Origin of the sequence: Thalassospira alkalitolerans (assembly GCF_002115745.1) — a bacterium.
GTDB classification, from domain to species: Bacteria; Pseudomonadota; Alphaproteobacteria; order Rhodospirillales; family Thalassospiraceae; genus Thalassospira; species Thalassospira alkalitolerans.
Map to the genome: position 1 here is coordinate 56,987 of NZ_JFKB01000001.1, position 16,177 is coordinate 73,163.

Sequence of the window (16,177 nt, forward strand, 5' to 3'; positions counted from 1 at the left end):
CGACAGTCAATCAGCACGCAGCAAATGATCGGGCAGTTCAACCATCCAGGGACCATTGGTCCAAAGGATGTAACAGCGGATCAGTTTGTCAGGATACATCTGGTTCAATGCCGCCCGATAGATCGACATCTGACGGCGATAGGCACGCGGTGTGCCGTCAACATCGCGCGGGGGCGGGCGGTTTGTTTTAAAATCAACGATCATGACCTCGTTTTCACGCACAACCAGACGGTCAATCTGGGCCGAAACAACGTCACCACCAACGATCCCGACCAGCGGCACCTCGGCCTTTGATCCGGCATCAAATACCGGCGCAAATTCCGGATTTTCAAAGATCGCGATTGTCTCGTCGGTGATTTCGCGTTGCTGATCCGCTTCCAGCGCATGCACCGGCTGGGCAAGGAAACGTTCGGCTGCGGCCCGGCGTTTAGCATCGGGCAGATCCGGCAAAAGTTCCAACAGTTTGTGAATAAGGATCCCGCGCTTAAAGCTTTGGCCCTGATCCCCGCCAAGCGGTGATTGCACAGATGGTTCTTCTTCTAGCGGGCGGCTTGGCGCCAATGGCTTGGGCGGAAAGGCTTCAACAGGGGCAGTTTCACGGATCAACCTGCGTTTGGGCAAATCCGCTAGGCCGCTTGTGATTTTGACCTTGTCGGGCTTTGGGGCTTCGCGCTGTGTGGTTTCCCAAACCCAGCCATCCCCATCCCAGCCGGAACCGGAATAGAGATGAAAATCAAACGGTTCGGGCCGCGCAAAACCTTCCATCGCCTGTTGGCACAGATTGTACCAACAATGATCAGGTGCCTTGCGCTTGCCCTGCCAGCCGCAAAGATAAAGCCGGTCTTCGGCGCGCGTCAGCGCAACATAAAGCAGACGGTTATATTCCTGATCGCGTTTGATCGAAATACCATCGCGCAGACGTGAAACAACCTCGGTCTCCAACGCCACACGCGGCAGCCAATACATCAAATCCCGGTCTTCCTGCCAGAACAGGTTGGGGGATTGGGTTGGGACCTGCATGGTATCGGGCAAAAACACAATCGGCGCCTGAAGCCCCTTGGCCCCATGCACCGTCATGATCCGCACTTCATCACGCCCGCTTTGTTCAAGGTCACGCTTGATTTCGGCGTCCCCTGCCATCAACCAGTGCAGAAAGCCCTGCAAGGTCGGGGCATGATCGGCTTCATAGCCCATGGCAAGGTTAAGAAACTCATCAATCGGGTCATTGGCTTCGATCCCAAGACGCCCGACAAGTCGCGCCCGCACACCACGCGCATCATCCCCACGCCCGCCCAAAAGTTCGGCAAACAATTCAAACGGACGTTCGTAATCAACCCGCCCCAACCATTTGAACAAAAACTCATAGGCCCTGGCAAATGCCCGATCAACACCATCCACACCCGCCTTTTCACGCAGTGCAAGCCAAAGCGTTCTGGGGCGGTTATGGGCAATCGCAAACAACTGATCATCATCAAAACCGATCAGCGGGCTTTTAAGTACCTCGGCCAGCGTTAAATCATCTTCGGGCATCAACAGGAACCGACCAAAGGCAATCAGATCCATCACCGCCAACTGATCGGTAATTTGCATACGGTCAACACCGGCAACCGGGACATTGCGTTCCTTTAACGCCTTAACCACTTCATCAACAAAGGCGGTCCGACGGCGGACCAAAATCATGAAATCACCGGCCCGTACCGGACGGCCACGTGATGTCAGTTCCTCGCCGGCGTCAATCGCATGGCGAATACGCCCGGCAATCACACGCGCCAGTCTGATTTCCGGGTCTTCAAGACGCACAATGCGGGTTGGCGGGGTCCACGGGTCTTCGGCGGCACGTTCTTGTGGCTCGACCGCGGGCCATAATTCAATCCGCCCGGCCTGCCCGATGCGAAATGGGCTGTGACTGACGTCGGCACCATCATCCCCGACACCCTGTTTGGCAATCAGTCCGGCAAAAACACGATCCACTGTGCCCAAAACCGCATCCGTGGACCGAAACGATATATTCATCGGCACTTCGCGCCATTCGGCTTCGATTTCACGTGCCCGTTCGCGGAAATAGGCCCGCATTTGCACAAATTTTTCCGGATCGGCGCGCTGGAAACTATAAATAGATTGTTTCGCATCCCCAACGGCAAAGATTGTCCGCGGTTTTTCATCATGTTGCCCGGCACCGGCAAAAAATTCTTCGGCCAGAATACGTACCACTTCCCATTGTTCAGGGTTGGTGTCCTGTGCCTCGTCAATCAGGATATGATCAAGACCTTCGTCAAGTTTGAACAACACCCAGCCGGCAATCCCGACCTGTTGTTGCAGCAATTGCAGGCTGATCAGGATCAGATCGTCATAATCAAGGCGGGCATGCAGGGCCTTTTTGGCGGCATAACGATCCAGCATCGCATTGCCAATCGTGATCAGGGCCGCGGTTGCACCTGCCATTGCCGCCGCCTTGCGCAGCCGATCCACTTCGACCAGACGCGCACATTCGGCTTCCAGCGCATCGGCCCCCATCGGGTGATTTTCGGCGGCCTTTTTCGTAATCAGTTTTGCGCGCGGTTCCCCGGCAGCGGTAAAGAATACGCCACGATAATCGCTATAAACGGACAGCCGATCTTCGATACTGGTTTTTTCAAGGAATTGCGCCAATGCCGGAACCCGGTCCTGATCTGTTTTGGTCCCGGCTTCAAGCGCGGCAAGCCCGCGCATCAAACCATCACGATCAAAGGCGTCATCTGACAGCGCCTTGCGCAGCACATCATCCTCGTTTTGGCCGACCGGAACCCCAAGGGCGGCATAGACCGCGTCACGCATACGCGCCGCACCACCATGATGGGCCAACATACGTTTCAACCGGCCGCGTTCACGGGCCAATTCACCCATGACTTCACCAAAGGCGCCTTCGCGGACCTGCCCGGTCACAACCGACAACGCATCCGCCAAACCGTCATCGCGCCCATTTCGGGCAAAGGCCAGAACTTCTTCCTGCACATCGGTCATGGTTTCGGCCGCGGTGCGGTCATCCATGATGTCAAAATGCGGGGCCAGACCGGCTTCAAGCGGAAAACGGCGCAATAATGACTGGCAAAATGCGTGGATGGTCTGAATTTTCATCCCGCCCGGCGCATCCAGAACCGACGCAAAAAGGCGGCGCGCCCGGCGCGTTTCATCGCCACTTGGCGCGATTCCGGCCAGATTGAAAAGATCGTCGTGAAGGTCACGATCTTCCATCGTGGCCCAGTGACCCAACCGTTCATTAACACGGTTGGCCATTTCAGCCGCCGCCGCCTTGGTAAAGGTCAGACACAAAATACGATGAGGTTCAGTCCCCGACAGCATCAAGCGCAACACCCGGTCAGACAGCACCTTGGTCTTGCCCGCCCCGGCTGATGCCGACACCCAGACAGATGCCATCGGATCAGACGCATTACGTTGCAAGATATTGGGATCAGTTCCGCGAATTTCGGTCATGCGTCACCATCCTTTTGGCTAGATTGATCGGTATCCGGGCCAACATCCTCGCTACCCATCCATTCACGCAGGCGTGCCAGATGAACGTAATCGGAATATTTCGGTGCATGATCGGGATGTGGAACACTTAGATAAGGTGTATTTTCATCGGCAAAGGCCTTGGCCAGCGCATTAACCCCCGCCACCGCATCACGCGCCAATTCCGCCGGGGTAGTTTTCATACGTTTGGTATCAATTTCGCGGATTTCACCGGCCGGATCACCGCCGGAAAGTTTCCAAAACGCCATTGATGCCGGGGGACCGGCCGGTACATCGCCAAATCCGCCATCTTGCGCAATCGCGGCTTCAAGCGGCAGTTGCGGGGCAAAACCATTGGCAACATCAGTCTGGCTGGGCAGCATACCGGTTTTGTAATCGATAATCGCCACCCCGCCATCGCGCAAAACATCAATACGGTCCGCACGGGCATAAACTTCAAACCCCGTGGCGGTTTCAAGGGTGCCCGATTGTTCGGTATAGGATTTGCGCACATGGTCACGGCGCGCCGCCTCGGTCTGGATGAACCAGCGGGCAATCCGTTCAAAGCGCGGCCACCAAAATGCCCAAAGACCGGGGCGCGCCGCCAATGGTTTGAAAACTTCGCGGCCAATCATGATCAGCTCATGTTCACCATCAGCTGGCAAATGATCAGGATGTTTTGAGATGAACTGATCCAGCGCATCATGGATCAGATTGCCGTAATCGGCCGCACCGGGGTCTTCATCCACCCCGTCCAGTTTGCGTAAACCCAAAATATGACGGGCATAAATCGCATAGGGATCACGCATCCACGTTTCGATCTGGGTCACTGAAAGCCTGTTCGGGCGGGCCGAAACCGGTGGCGTTGGCGCGGGGCGGCCAATTTTGCGGCGCATGTCATCACGCGGCTCATCTAACATTTCGGCAAGTTCCCGCCAGGCATGAGCATCGGGTTTTTCCATCGGAACGTCCGATTTCCGCAGAATGTTTTCAATCCGTAACAACCACCGTGACGGCACGGTTGGTGTACCTTCAACCCGCAATGCACGGGTCATCACCACATCAGGCGCACAAAAAAGCTGTTGAAAATCATGGGCCGATTGGCCCACCCGATGCTCCGGTGCTGGCAGACCAAATTTACGCCGCATCGGGCGGCTCATCCACGGATCGGCACCGGCTTCGGGGGGCCAGACGCCTTCGTTCAGACCACCCAGAATGGTCAGATCGGCTTGTTGCATCTGGGCCTCGACCGTGCCCCAGATAAACAGGCGTGGATGTTTGCCATAACGCGGACGCACCGCACGATCGGCCATCAATGCATCAATAAAGGCGGCATATCGAATGCCCGGCATGGCAACAAATTCCGTCAAAGCCTGCAACAGCTCGTGGATAAAATCGGCCAGTGCTTCGCCCGCTTCGCCGCGCCAAAGCCGTTCGGCCCCATCCTGCACATCGCTTGCGGCCAGTGCCTCGGCGGCCATGACATGGCTGCGCAAGGCCCCAATCGGCGAGATCGATTTTTCATCCATAAGGTCAAGCAACGGCGCCAAACAGGCCCTAAACCGTGTAATAAGATCCGATAACCGTGCATAATCATCCCGAATACGTTCAATTCGAGGGGCTGTGTTATCCGCGCCGCTTGCGGTAATGCGATCAATCGTTTCGTCGCGCCAGCCATCCAATGCAGTTTGAAGCCCGTCAAGCCCCGGTCCGGGGCGCGCACCGCGCAACACATATTGTTCCATCTGGCGGGTCAAAACGCGGAATTGTTCCGGCGGCAGGCCCGCCGCACTCAGCGGATGCTTTAAAAGTTCAAGCAACGGCACGGGGGCAAATTGTTCTTGCACCGCGCGCACCACAAGGCGCAGATAAATCGCCGGGGCGGTATCATGCAACGGGATACCGGCCGAATCATCGATTTCGACCTCCCACCGGCGCAGCTCGGTTGCGACACGGCGCGCCAACCCCCGATCCGGTGTCACCAGCGCACAGGTTTTGCCGGGATTTTCCAATGCATCGCGCATCATAAGCGCAATGGTTGCAGCCTCTTCACGCGCACCGGAACAATCGACGCGCAATACACCATCCAGAACATCGGGCGCAAAATTGGTAATATGGCGCCATTGATCGGTGGTCTGAGCCGGGCGAAGTGCTTCACGCGCCAAACGACGACGTTCGTCTTCATGATGCGCGGCATCGGGGACTGAAGGCCACAATAGGACACTGGCCGGGTCGCGCCCGATATGGCCCATTGTCTTACCCAGCAAATGCTGCGGATGGGTCGCGTCCTCGCCTATCGCCTGCCAATCATCACGGCCCAAACCGGCCATCAAACCCGGTAAAACCACACGCCCCTGTGGCATTCCCAAAACCGCCTTCATCAAATCGCGCAGGGCCGGAAACGGCCCGGTGGACCCGGCAATGATCACCGGCGTTTGCGGTGGGTTATCCTGCCAAAGGTCAATCTGGGCTGCAATCAGGGCATTGCGACGCATCGCCCGGTCACTGACCTGTTGGGTTTCCAGAATGGCTGGCCAATGCAGGGTCAGGATTTGCAGGAATTCAAGGGTCAGTTGCCAATGCTCGGCGAACTCGGCGGGCACCAGCCCCTTAAGATCATCGAATTTACAGTTTTCGGTTTGCACCTGATCCAAAAATCGCGCCAATTCCCCGGCCAGGCGCGCCGCCTGATCCGCGGTTGGTCTTTCACCCTTATGATCGGGTCGGTTCATGATCAGCCGGGTCAGCAGCAGTTTTCGTTGCAAGTCCGGAATGGATGGCGGCAAATCAAGGGCAGCCTGCTCACCACCGGTGCCATAGATCGCCAGTTCGTCTTCATCGGCCTCGCCCAGCGCACGAATGGTCGGCAACATCGTCACCGCGCCATTCGATTGGCGCAAAAACGCATCGCGCATCACCTTGGCCGAACGGCGATTGGGTACCATCAAAACATAATCGGGCAAACGGACCGGCTGATCAGCCGTTTCGACAATCAGTTGTTTGGCAATCAGATCGGCAAAGGCCTGCCCCGGTGGAATGTAAAACAAGTTTTCTGGTGTTGCGCCCGGGGCCGCAAAATTATCCGCCGCATCCATGTAATCAAACAGATCCGCCATCAAACACCCCCGGCTTTGGCTAAGACCGCCGATTTGGCGATCTGTTCCTCGGCCAATGCATCGGCAATCGCCGGTTCGGCGTCTTTAAGCGCCCCGGGTGTACCGATATGAAAATACCGCCCGTCATGGACAAGGCCAAAGCACCGTCCCGCTGCCAATGCCTTGTCATAGACCACATTTGATGAAAACGCCCCATCGGGGGTATTGTCAAACAGACGCGGCGACAGGATTTGAACCCCGGTAAAGAAATAGGGTGCCGACGGTGCATCGCCGCGACGTTTCAACCGGCCATCAACCTGCCAAAAGAAATCCCCCACCCCGTCATAGCCAAATGCCCCCTCGACCGGATAAATCGCCAAAAGTGCATCCATATGCTCGGGATTAAAAGCCTCGGTCAGGCGATCAAAAAGCGGTTCCGCCCCCTCGGTCCAAAACACATCGGCATTGGCCACCAGCACCGCTTGATCATCCATCATCGGCAGGGCCTTTTTCACCCCGCCGCCGGTTTCAAGCAAGTCTTCCTCGGGGGATGTCAAAACCCTTGGCATTATGCGGGTTGCAACATGATCGACAATCATCTGGCCCAGATAGTGACTATTGACGACGGCCTGATCAAACCCGGCAAGGGCAAGCTTATCCAGCACATGATCAAGCATTGGCTTGCCCGCAACCGGCACCAATGGCTTTGGCATATGATCGGTGATCGGGCGCATGCGTTTGCCAAACCCGGCGGCCAGAACCATTGCCTGGGCTTTGGTTCGTGGCTTTGAATTGGTGTCGCTCATCACTGCGCCCCTTCATCGGTCGGTAGCATTGTCGGAGCAAGCCGGGCCTCGGCCGGGATATACGTTGCAATCCATGTGGCCAGTTCAGGCAGGTTTTGATCGGCATCGCGCAGGATCAATTCCCAGCAATGCGGGATAAAATCAAAATAGCGCCGCTTGCCCGCCTTGATCGCCAACCAGCCAAATCGGCCCAATATCCTGAAATTCCGGACCATATTGCACGCCGCATATGATGTTTCGAAATCAGAACGATCAAGGTCGTCAAATGCTGCGCAATACCGATTCTTCAGGCTAGATTCCAATTCCGGGCCGATATCATGACGTACATCGCGCAAAAGCGACACCAGATCATAGGGCCGTGGTGCAATCGCAGCATCCTGAAAATCGATAATACCGCAATCTTCCTCGCCCTCGTCATTTTCAACCAGCATCAGGTTATCGACGTGATAATCACGATGGATAATCACATCCCCCACCCGCCAGCATTGCGGCAAGACACGATCGAGCATGGCATCGAAATCGGTAATGGCCGCCACGCGCTTTGCCGGAGCAGGCACAATCAGCGGCAGGTAATCAGTCTTGAAACTTTCCAGCATGCGTTTGAAATTGGCGGGTTGGTAATGGACCAAATGCCCCCGCGCGGTTTCCATCCCGGCGCCACAATGACGATGCAGGGCAACCAGCTGATCAACCGCCCGCAGATAAAGGGCCGGTTTTGATGTTGGGGTCAGTTCCAGCGCATGCGTCAGGGTCAGATCACCAAAATCCTCGATCAGAACCAAACCCTGTGTGACGTCACTGGCATAAATCACGGGAACCCGCCAACCGGCCTGCAAAAACAGGGCGGTTGTTGTGATCACCGGGGCAACGGATGCCAAACGTTCGGGATTTTCATGAATACCATGCGGATCGACACTGACCGCGTCAGGCGGAAAATCCATCAAAAGCGCGGTTTGACGTCCATCATCCAGCCGGTAATATTTCCGCGCCGAGGCATCATCAACCAACGGAACCGGCACCACCCCGGCCCAGCCATTGGTCGTCAGAAAAACCTTGATCGCGTCTGCGCGGGATGAAACGACATCGCTTACCATGCTCATGCCCCGTCCCCGCCAAGTTTGGCGATGCGATTTTCCCAGTCTTCGCCGTGCGGTATCAACTGAAACACCCGACCATCCACATTTGATCCGGGTTCGATATGAATATCAAGCCGGTTTTCCGGCGTCAGATATTCCAACCGATCCGGCCATTCGATCAGACTGACACCATCGGCAAAGGCATCTTCGATATCAAGTTCATGAACTTCTTCGGGATCGGACAGCCGATAAAGATCAAAATGCCAAACCGGAACCGGGTCAAGTTCATAGACCTGCACCAGGGTAAAGGTCGGACTTGGGACTTCTTCATGCGGATTATTGGCAAACGCGCGGATATAGGCCCGGCAAAACGCGCTTTTCCCCATCCCCAATGTCCCATGCATCAGGATCACATCGCCGGGTTTCGCACATGCAGCAAGTTGCCCTGCAAGGATTTCCGTACCGTTTTGATCGCCAACTGCGACTGTTTTGATCATGATATCCGTCGTTAAATTATATCCTGCCCTCTGTTGTAGGGCGACGGGACCACCCTTCGCAATGATTTTACACCCATTGCCAATCACAAGACCATGGCGCGACACCAAACCGCAAAACAGGCCGGTTTACATTGCGACATGAGGGGCAAAATGCTATCTCGCTGATGTATAAATCAGGCTATAAATCACCGTCGTTTTTACCGACTTGATGATATTTGGATGGAATGAACATGTCAGACGCGTCGCACAGCACCGATATCGCCATCATTGGCGCCGGCCCGGTTGGGCTTTTCGCCGTATTCGAAGCCGGGATGCTGGGGCTGAATACGCATGTCATTGATGCGCTTGAAATGGTTGGCGGCCAATGCAGCGCGCTATACCCGGAAAAGCCGATTTTCGATATTCCGGCCCATCCGCAGATTGCCGGTCAGGATTTGATCGATCAACTGGCCAAACAGGCCGCGCCGTTTGAACCGACCTATCATCTGGGCCAACAGGTTATCAAACTTGAAAAACGTGATGATGGCCGTTTCACGCTTGAAACCTCGGTCGGGACCGTAATTGATGCCGGTGCGGTGGTCATTGCGGCGGGCTGTGGGGCGTTTGGCCCGAACAAGCCACCGATGGAAGGCCTTGAAGATTACGAAGGATCGGGCGGGGTTCAATATTACGTCAAACGCCGTGCGGATTTCGCAGGTAAAAAGGTCGTGATTGCCGGTGGCGGTGATTCGGCCGTTGATTGGGCCTTGTCGCTGCATGATATCGCCGAAAAGGTGATGGTTGTCCACCGTCGCCCGAAATTCCGCGCAGCCCCCGATAGCAGTGCCAAACTTCAGGCACTGGCCGAAGCCGGCAAGATCGAAATGGTCATCCCCTATCAGCTTAAAAGCCTTAAAGGTGAAAACGGCACCCTTTCCCACGTTGTTGTCGCAACCCTTAAAGGCGAAGAACTGGCACTTGAAGCCGATCACCTGTTGCCGTTCTTTGGACTTGCCATGGAACTTGGCCCGATTGCCGACTGGGGCCTGAACCTTGATAAAAACCATATCGGGGTAACGCAGGCGACCATGGCAACCTCGGTCCCCGGCATCTTTGCAATTGGCGATATCGCCAATTACGACCACAAACTAAAACTGATCCTGTCGGGCTTTGCCGAAGGTGCCAGTGCCATCCATGCCGCACGCAGCTATCTGTTCCCGGACAAGGAATTCCACTTCGAATATTCAACCACGACCGGCGTTCCGAACGAATAATCCACCGCTGGTATTCAATACAGGAAAAGCGCGCCATGTCGCCCACAGACTCCCCCCTTCATTCTGGCGGCTGTCTTTGTGGCGCGGTGCGCTTTTGCGTTTCAGGTGAGCCGACCGGTGGAAATCATTGCCATTGCGGCATGTGTCGCAAGGATAGCGGATCGGGCGTTTCGACTTTTGTCACGTTTCCGGCAAATGCTGTTACATGGGATCGCAACCCAACCGATTACGAAAGCTCACCGGGTAAATATCGCGGTTTTTGCCCAAAATGCGGTTCCAGCCTGACATGGCGGAGCGTCGAAGATGCCAATACCATCGACCTGCGTCTTGGCAGCTTTGATGACCCAACCCCCTTTAAAGCACAAAAACACCTTTGGATCAGCACGGCCCTGTCCGGGTTCTCCAAGATTGATCCCGATATCGACCATTTCGATCAGGGCAGCTGAACCTTTTCAAGCCCAGAGTATGTTGCACTCAATCAAACCTCACCAAACACAGTATAAATAAGGGATTTCGGCTCTGGCCCTTGGCGTGCATTCATGTCAGGCTGCAAAATTCCACTTACAATAGAAATCTGCACACAACGCCATTAAGGGGGCCTTTATGAGTGACCAAAGTCAGGAAGCACAAAAAAAGCCGAACCCGATTAACAACATGCATAAACTGATTCTTTTTGGGTCAAGCACCTTGCTACTTGGAACGCTTCTTTTGATGGTGACGGTTCAGGCCGCACTTGAAATGATGATGCATGGCCGATCTGCGGGCAGCTTCATCGTTGTCATTGGCACAGCTGTCGCCATCGGCCTTCTAGTTGCCGGTTCGACCATTATCTCGAAATGGGTATCGCGCAAAGTACAGGCAATCTTGGAAGAATAATCCACATGGTTAATCCGATCCGGTGCTTGGATCAGATAACATCCACCTTTAACCAGTCGGCAAGTACGCCAACAATCATTGCATGATCCTCGGCCGAGGCCAGACCGGAAACCGTGATCGCCGCGATCACGCCAACACCCTTGACCCGGACCGGAAAGCTACCGCCATGATCGGCGTAATCGGCAAAATCGATGCCGTGATCGGCAAGCGTCTTGCCCTTGGCTTTCAAAGCCATGCCGAACTTCATCGATGATTGATGTTCGCGAAGAGTCAGGTTGCTTTTGCGCCGCGCCCAGGAATCATTGGCCGGAACAGCCCCGGCAAGGGCCGCATGAAACAGAGTGCGGTCAGATGTGCGGATATTAACCACAACCGGGGCCTTTTGCCCCCGCGCCACAGCAACAAGGGCCGACCCGATTTCCCATGCCGTATCCTCGTCAAAGCGATCAAAGACCAGAATATGTTCCTGATGATTAAGAAGATCGAGATCCATGACGGGCTCCTGTTGGGAAATACGGCAATTCACTATGCATAGCGCAGGATGTGAATTTGCCAAAAGCACCAAACAAAAAGGCTGCACCCGCAAGGGAATACAGCCTTTGTTTCGATATCGTAATTTCGGTTTATTTATCGTCGCTCATCTTAAGCGCATTGATAAAGGCCGATTGTGGAATTTCGACCTTGCCGAACTGACGCATCTTTTTCTTACCGGCCTTCTGTTTATCCAGAAGTTTGCGTTTACGCGACACGTCACCGCCATAACATTTGGCTGTCACGTCTTTGCGCATCGCAGATACCGTTTCACGGGCAATCACCTTGCCGCCAATGGCCGCCTGAATGGCGACCTTGAACATCTGGCGCGGGATCAGGTCCTTAAGACGTTTGCAAATCTCGCGGCCACGATGTTCGGCGGCCGAACGGTGAACCATCAACGCCAAGGCATCAACGGCTTCGTCATTAACCAGGATCGATACTTTGACCAAATCACTTTCGTCATAACCGGCCAATTCGTAATCGAAGCTAGCATAGCCACGTGAAATTGATTTCAAACGGTCATAAAAATCAAACACCACTTCGTTCAATGGCAATTTGTAAACCGCCATTGCCCGGTTCCCGACATAGGTCAGGTCCTGCTGAATCCCACGACGTTCGGTACACAGGGTCAGAATACCGCCAAGGTATTCATCGGGCACCATGATCGATGCTTTAATCCAAGGTTCTTCGATCGCCTTGATCTTGGTGACGTCGGGGAAATCCGCCGGATTATGCAGCGTGATTTCCTCGTCTTTCATCATCGTGATCTTATACGACACAGACGGGGCCGTCGTGATCAGGTCAAGTTCGAACTCACGCTCAAGCCGTTCCTGAATGATTTCAAGATGCAAAAGACCAAGGAAGCCGCAACGGAAACCAAGACCCAATGCGGTCGAATTTTCCGGTTCGAACTGGAACGACGCATCGTTAAGATGCAGCTTTTCCAGCGCATCGCGAAGAACATCATATTCGCTGGTATCAACCGGGAACATACCACAGAACACGACCGGAATGGACGGTTTGAAACCAGCCAATGGTTTGGCACAAGGGCGCTTTTCTTCGGTAATCGTATCACCAACTTCACATTCCGCCACGGTTTTCATGCCGCAATTGATAAAGCCGATTTCGCCCGGCCCCATTTGATCAAGTGAAATCGGTTTGGGCGTAAACACCCCAACACGGTCAACCGTGTGGGTGACCTTGGCATTCATAAAGCGGATTTTCTGGCCTTTTTTCAGCGTGCCTTCCTTGACCCGCACCAAAATCATCACGCCAAGATAAGCATCATACCAACTATCAACCAAAAGAACTTCAAGCGGTGCAGTCGCGTCACCGGTTGGTGCCGGAAGACGATGGACCAATGCTTCAAGCACGTCAGGCACGCCAAGACCGGTCTTGGCCGAAATCATCACCGCATCGCTGGCATCAATGCCAATCACTTCTTCGATCTGTTCTTTGACGCGCTCGGGTTCTGCGGCTGGCAGATCGACCTTGTTCAGAACCGGTACGATTTCGTGATTGTTTTCAATCGCCTGATAAACGTTGGCAAGCGTCTGTGCTTCAACCCCTTGGGCGGCATCCACCACCAAAAGCGATCCTTCACAGGCCGCCAATGACCGCGAGACTTCATAAGCAAAGTCAACATGGCCCGGCGTATCCATCAGGTTCAGGGTGTATTCCTGACCATCCTTGGCGATGTATTTCAAACGCACGGCCTGGGATTTGATCGTGATCCCGCGTTCGCGCTCGATATCCATCGAGTCGAGGACCTGTTCAGACATCTCGCGATCCGTCAAACCACCGGTTAACTGGATCAGACGGTCAGCCAGGGTCGATTTACCGTGGTCGATATGCGCGATAATCGAGAAATTTCGAATATTCTTAAGATCGGTCATATTGCTGCTTCTGGCACTGGGCAAAGGTTATGTTAAAAATTCGGTTCGGCATTGGCCAAATCATGATCGCGTTTTAATCGATCACTTATCACAAAGCCGGTGTCACGCCGTTTGCATCACCCCGGTCAGCCCACCAGTTCACGGCAGCGACTTCGGGGAAAAACGCAGCAAAAAATCATATTCTGCTGTGGCGCAATCGGGCGATACCGGCAATTTCGGATCGTCTTGGTATTCAAGGCGATTAGATCGCAATCGCCGACAGCGGGTTTATAGGGGGTTTTCATACCAATTAGAAGTGCTGTGTTTGATTTCCGTCCGGTGAACTTGCCCACACCCTGCACCGGATTTGCATGATAGACAGGACATACCACATCCCGTCGGGCTAAAACCGCCACAAGCCTCTGTCATCGTGCCGTTTTTTATCCCATATGGTTGATGATATTTCCGGTTGAATGCTTTTCAACCGGGTCAAAAGGAAATAGGCTTTCGATCAGGGACAACGCGGTCGATTTTGACAAGAGTACATCTTAGAAAATGTTTCTGACATCCATAGAACCATCCTTGTCCCGACGCGGGCTAAGCATATTGCGCAAACGTTTGGCGGCTCTGACCCTGACTGGCATGGTCATCTTGCTGTTTTCTTTCTTCTTCATTCAGAAAACGCTTTATGACAGCGCCATTGATCAGGCGCGCGCACAAATGATGGCCATAACATATCAGCTAAGTGCGGTTCTGGCACAAGACATCGACATTAACCTGCAACGCGTCATCGATGAAAACCCCAATCTTTCAGTCGGTGTCATTGATAGCAACCGCACCCAGATCAGCGGCATCATCCCCCCCCATCTGATCGGCGATCTGTTTGATGCCATTGCCACGCAAAAAACCGATCGCGGCACCGTTTTCTGCATGCATGGCAACACCGTCATGCTGATGGGATACAGCACGCTGCCGCAACTTGACCGGATCGTCGTCACCTATATTCCAAGGCGCTTGCTGCTGGATGGCTGGCGACAAGCAATCATCTTACATGCAGCGCTATTCCTGATTGTCCTTACGATCATGGCCGGTCTTTCAATCTGGCTATGGCAACGTCTGAAACGGCAACATCTGCGCGCCGCCGACCTTGCCGAACATTTCAGCGATTCTGAAAACACCCTTTCTGAATGCGGTTGTGCCATTCTAAGCTGGTCCCCAGATGCCCCCGATACGGCATTTGGCGTGCGTCTGAACTGGCCGGAAATACTTGGCCTTGCCTTTAGCGATATCAAACCGACGGCTGAAAGCTTTCTATCTCGGCTTAGCGATGCATCGCGCGCACAATTACGCGGTCCACTTTTTGAAAATGAATGGCCGGCCAATCGCATCGGCACCATGGTGGATATGCACACCTCGGCCGATCACACCCAACGTTTCTATATGATGGCGCATCGGCGCATTCAGGGCACCCAGGAAACCATCACGGTGATGCTGTTGGAAACGGCAGAACAACAAGAACTTTGCCATCCGTTTGAAACCTATTTGCGCCATACACCCGAACCATCCGTTGCCGTTGACGCGCAAGGCATCCTGCGTGGGCTTAGCCCGGCACTCGAACACCTTATCGGGGCCAATATTCATGATCTGATCGGGCAACCATTTTTCAGAATCTTCGAAGCCGAAGACCAGGAAAGTGCGATTGCAGCCTTTCAGGAATGCATGGAACACCGGGACCATGAACGCGAACTGATCTTTCGCATTCGCAGCCAGAACAGCGGCATCCGCTGGCTTGCATGGCACTGTATCGGGCCCTTCGATGACATGATGTTTGGCAGTGCGCGCGACGTGACGCAATTTGTCGAAAATGCCAATAAACTGCGCGACACACTTGATCAGCTTAAACGCAGCAACGAAGACCTTGAACAATTTGCCTATGTTGCCTCACACGATCTGCAACAGCCGCTGCGCATGGTGGCAAGCTATACCCAGCTTCTTAAACGTCGCTACGGCGGGGCGCTTGACCCCGAAGCGGATGAATATATCGATTATGCCGTCGATGGCGCCAAACGCATGCACAAATTGATCAGTCACCTATTGGAATACGCCAAAACCGGTGGCAGCGATGATGGAACCGAGATCGACTGCAATCTGGCTCTGAGCGAAGCACAAGCCGACCTTAAATCCATTATCGCCCAAGAACAGGCCACTATCACCCATACCGAACTCCCGACAATTTCCGGGGACCGAATAAGCCTGTCACGCCTGTTCCAGAATCTGTTGTCAAATGCGATCAAATATAGCCGCCCGGGCGTTCCACCCCATATCGACATACAGGTTTCAGTCGATCCGGACACGCCCGGTTTCTGGCGTTTTTCAGTGCGCGACAATGGCATTGGCATTCACCCCGAACATGCCCATCGGATTTTCCGGCTATTCCAGCGCCTGCATAAAGATGAATTTTCCGGCACCGGTCTTGGCCTGTCTCTGTGCCGCAAGATTGTCGAACAGCATGGCGGGCGCATCTGGCTTGATACCTCGCGTCCGCTGACCGATCCGGGGGCGACCTTTATCTTCACGCTGCGTGCGACACCTTAAGCCCCTTGTGCCATTCAAACCGTGGCAAGCTTATTGCTTGGGAATGTCCAAATCATTGCGGGTCGGTAAAACCTGCCTGCAG

General features: G+C 54.3%; 11 protein-coding genes. 4 read left to right on the top strand and 7 right to left on the bottom strand.

Annotated features, from left to right (window positions below):
• Positions 1-6 precede the first annotated feature (6 nt).
• Genes addA through tsaE form a run of 5 tightly spaced genes read right to left on the bottom strand, consistent with a single transcriptional unit; the run spans position 7 to position 8,963 of the window.
• Positions 7-3,471, bottom strand: coding sequence for a double-strand break repair helicase AddA (addA, locus tag TALK_RS00240; RefSeq protein WP_085614694.1), 3,465 nt, complete (start codon positions 3,469-3,471; stop codon positions 7-9).
• Entirely contained in the window at positions 3,468-6,605 is a 3,138-nt protein-coding gene (gene addB, locus TALK_RS00245) for a double-strand break repair protein AddB (RefSeq protein WP_085614696.1), read from the bottom strand. The genes addA and addB overlap by 4 nt, the downstream gene beginning before the upstream one ends.
• A complete protein-coding gene (locus TALK_RS00250; RefSeq protein ID WP_085614698.1) occupies positions 6,605-7,390 on the bottom strand; it encodes a nucleotidyltransferase family protein in 786 nt (261 codons plus the stop codon). The genes addB and TALK_RS00250 overlap by 1 nt, the downstream gene beginning before the upstream one ends.
• Entirely contained in the window at positions 7,390-8,490 is a 1,101-nt protein-coding gene (locus TALK_RS00255) for an aminoglycoside phosphotransferase family protein (RefSeq protein ID WP_245829608.1), read from the bottom strand. Before TALK_RS00255 ends, TALK_RS00250 begins: the two co-directional genes overlap by 1 nt.
• On the bottom strand, positions 8,487-8,963 hold the full coding sequence (gene tsaE, locus TALK_RS00260; RefSeq protein WP_085614702.1) for a tRNA (adenosine(37)-N6)-threonylcarbamoyltransferase complex ATPase subunit type 1 TsaE: 477 nt from the start codon (positions 8,961-8,963) through the stop codon (positions 8,487-8,489). The genes TALK_RS00255 and tsaE overlap by 4 nt, the downstream gene beginning before the upstream one ends.
• A 230-nt stretch (positions 8,964-9,193) precedes the next feature.
• Between tsaE and TALK_RS00265 the strand changes: the two genes are divergently transcribed.
• The 3 genes from TALK_RS00265 (at position 9,194) to TALK_RS00275 (ending at position 11,092) form a co-directional block, all read left to right on the top strand.
• The gene (locus TALK_RS00265) at positions 9,194-10,216 is read left to right on the top strand and encodes an NAD(P)/FAD-dependent oxidoreductase (RefSeq protein WP_211274747.1); all 1,023 of its coding nucleotides are present in this window, start codon (positions 9,194-9,196) and stop codon (positions 10,214-10,216) included.
• A gap of 35 nt (positions 10,217-10,251) precedes the next feature.
• On the top strand, positions 10,252-10,662 hold the full coding sequence (locus TALK_RS00270) for a GFA family protein (RefSeq protein ID WP_085614705.1): 411 nt from the start codon (positions 10,252-10,254) through the stop codon (positions 10,660-10,662).
• 157 nt (positions 10,663-10,819) lie between these two features.
• Positions 10,820-11,092 (top strand): hypothetical protein, encoded by a 273-nt coding sequence (locus tag TALK_RS00275; protein WP_085614707.1) that lies wholly within the window; start codon positions 10,820-10,822, stop codon positions 11,090-11,092.
• 31 nt (positions 11,093-11,123) lie between these two features.
• Here the strand turns inward: TALK_RS00275 and TALK_RS00280 are convergent, their stop codons facing one another.
• Positions 11,124-11,585 carry a heme-degrading domain-containing protein gene (locus TALK_RS00280; protein ID WP_085614709.1) on the bottom strand — a complete coding sequence of 154 codons (462 nt, stop codon included), beginning with the start codon at positions 11,583-11,585 and terminating at the stop codon, positions 11,124-11,126.
• Between the two features lie 130 nt (positions 11,586-11,715).
• Positions 11,716-13,521 carry a translation elongation factor 4 gene (lepA, locus tag TALK_RS00285; RefSeq protein WP_085614711.1) on the bottom strand — a complete coding sequence of 602 codons (1,806 nt, stop codon included), beginning with the start codon at positions 13,519-13,521 and terminating at the stop codon, positions 11,716-11,718.
• Between the two features lie 534 nt (positions 13,522-14,055).
• On the opposite strand from lepA, the gene TALK_RS00290 reads away from it, so the two are divergent.
• Entirely contained in the window at positions 14,056-16,095 is a 2,040-nt protein-coding gene (locus TALK_RS00290) for a sensor histidine kinase (RefSeq protein WP_085614713.1), read from the top strand.
• The last annotated feature ends 82 nt before the right edge of the window (positions 16,096-16,177 follow it).

Coding starts and splice junctions, on each gene's coding strand:
- addA (WP_085614694.1), bottom strand. CDS start 3,471: ATGACCGAAATTCGCGGAACTGATCCCAATATCTTGCAACGTAATGCG.
- addB (WP_085614696.1), bottom strand. CDS start 6,605: ATGGCGGATCTGTTTGATTACATGGATGCGGCGGATAATTTTGCGGCC.
- TALK_RS00250 (WP_085614698.1), bottom strand. CDS start 7,390: ATGAGCGACACCAATTCAAAGCCACGAACCAAAGCCCAGGCAATGGTT.
- TALK_RS00255 (WP_245829608.1), bottom strand. CDS start 8,490: ATGAGCATGGTAAGCGATGTCGTTTCATCCCGCGCAGACGCGATCAAG.
- tsaE (WP_085614702.1), bottom strand. CDS start 8,963: ATGATCAAAACAGTCGCAGTTGGCGATCAAAACGGTACGGAAATCCTT.
- TALK_RS00265 (WP_211274747.1), top strand. CDS start 9,194: ATGTCAGACGCGTCGCACAGCACCGATATCGCCATCATTGGCGCCGGC.
- TALK_RS00270 (WP_085614705.1), top strand. CDS start 10,252: ATGTCGCCCACAGACTCCCCCCTTCATTCTGGCGGCTGTCTTTGTGGC.
- TALK_RS00275 (WP_085614707.1), top strand. CDS start 10,820: ATGAGTGACCAAAGTCAGGAAGCACAAAAAAAGCCGAACCCGATTAAC.
- TALK_RS00280 (WP_085614709.1), bottom strand. CDS start 11,585: ATGGATCTCGATCTTCTTAATCATCAGGAACATATTCTGGTCTTTGAT.
- lepA (WP_085614711.1), bottom strand. CDS start 13,521: ATGACCGATCTTAAGAATATTCGAAATTTCTCGATTATCGCGCATATC.
- TALK_RS00290 (WP_085614713.1), top strand. CDS start 14,056: ATGTTTCTGACATCCATAGAACCATCCTTGTCCCGACGCGGGCTAAGC.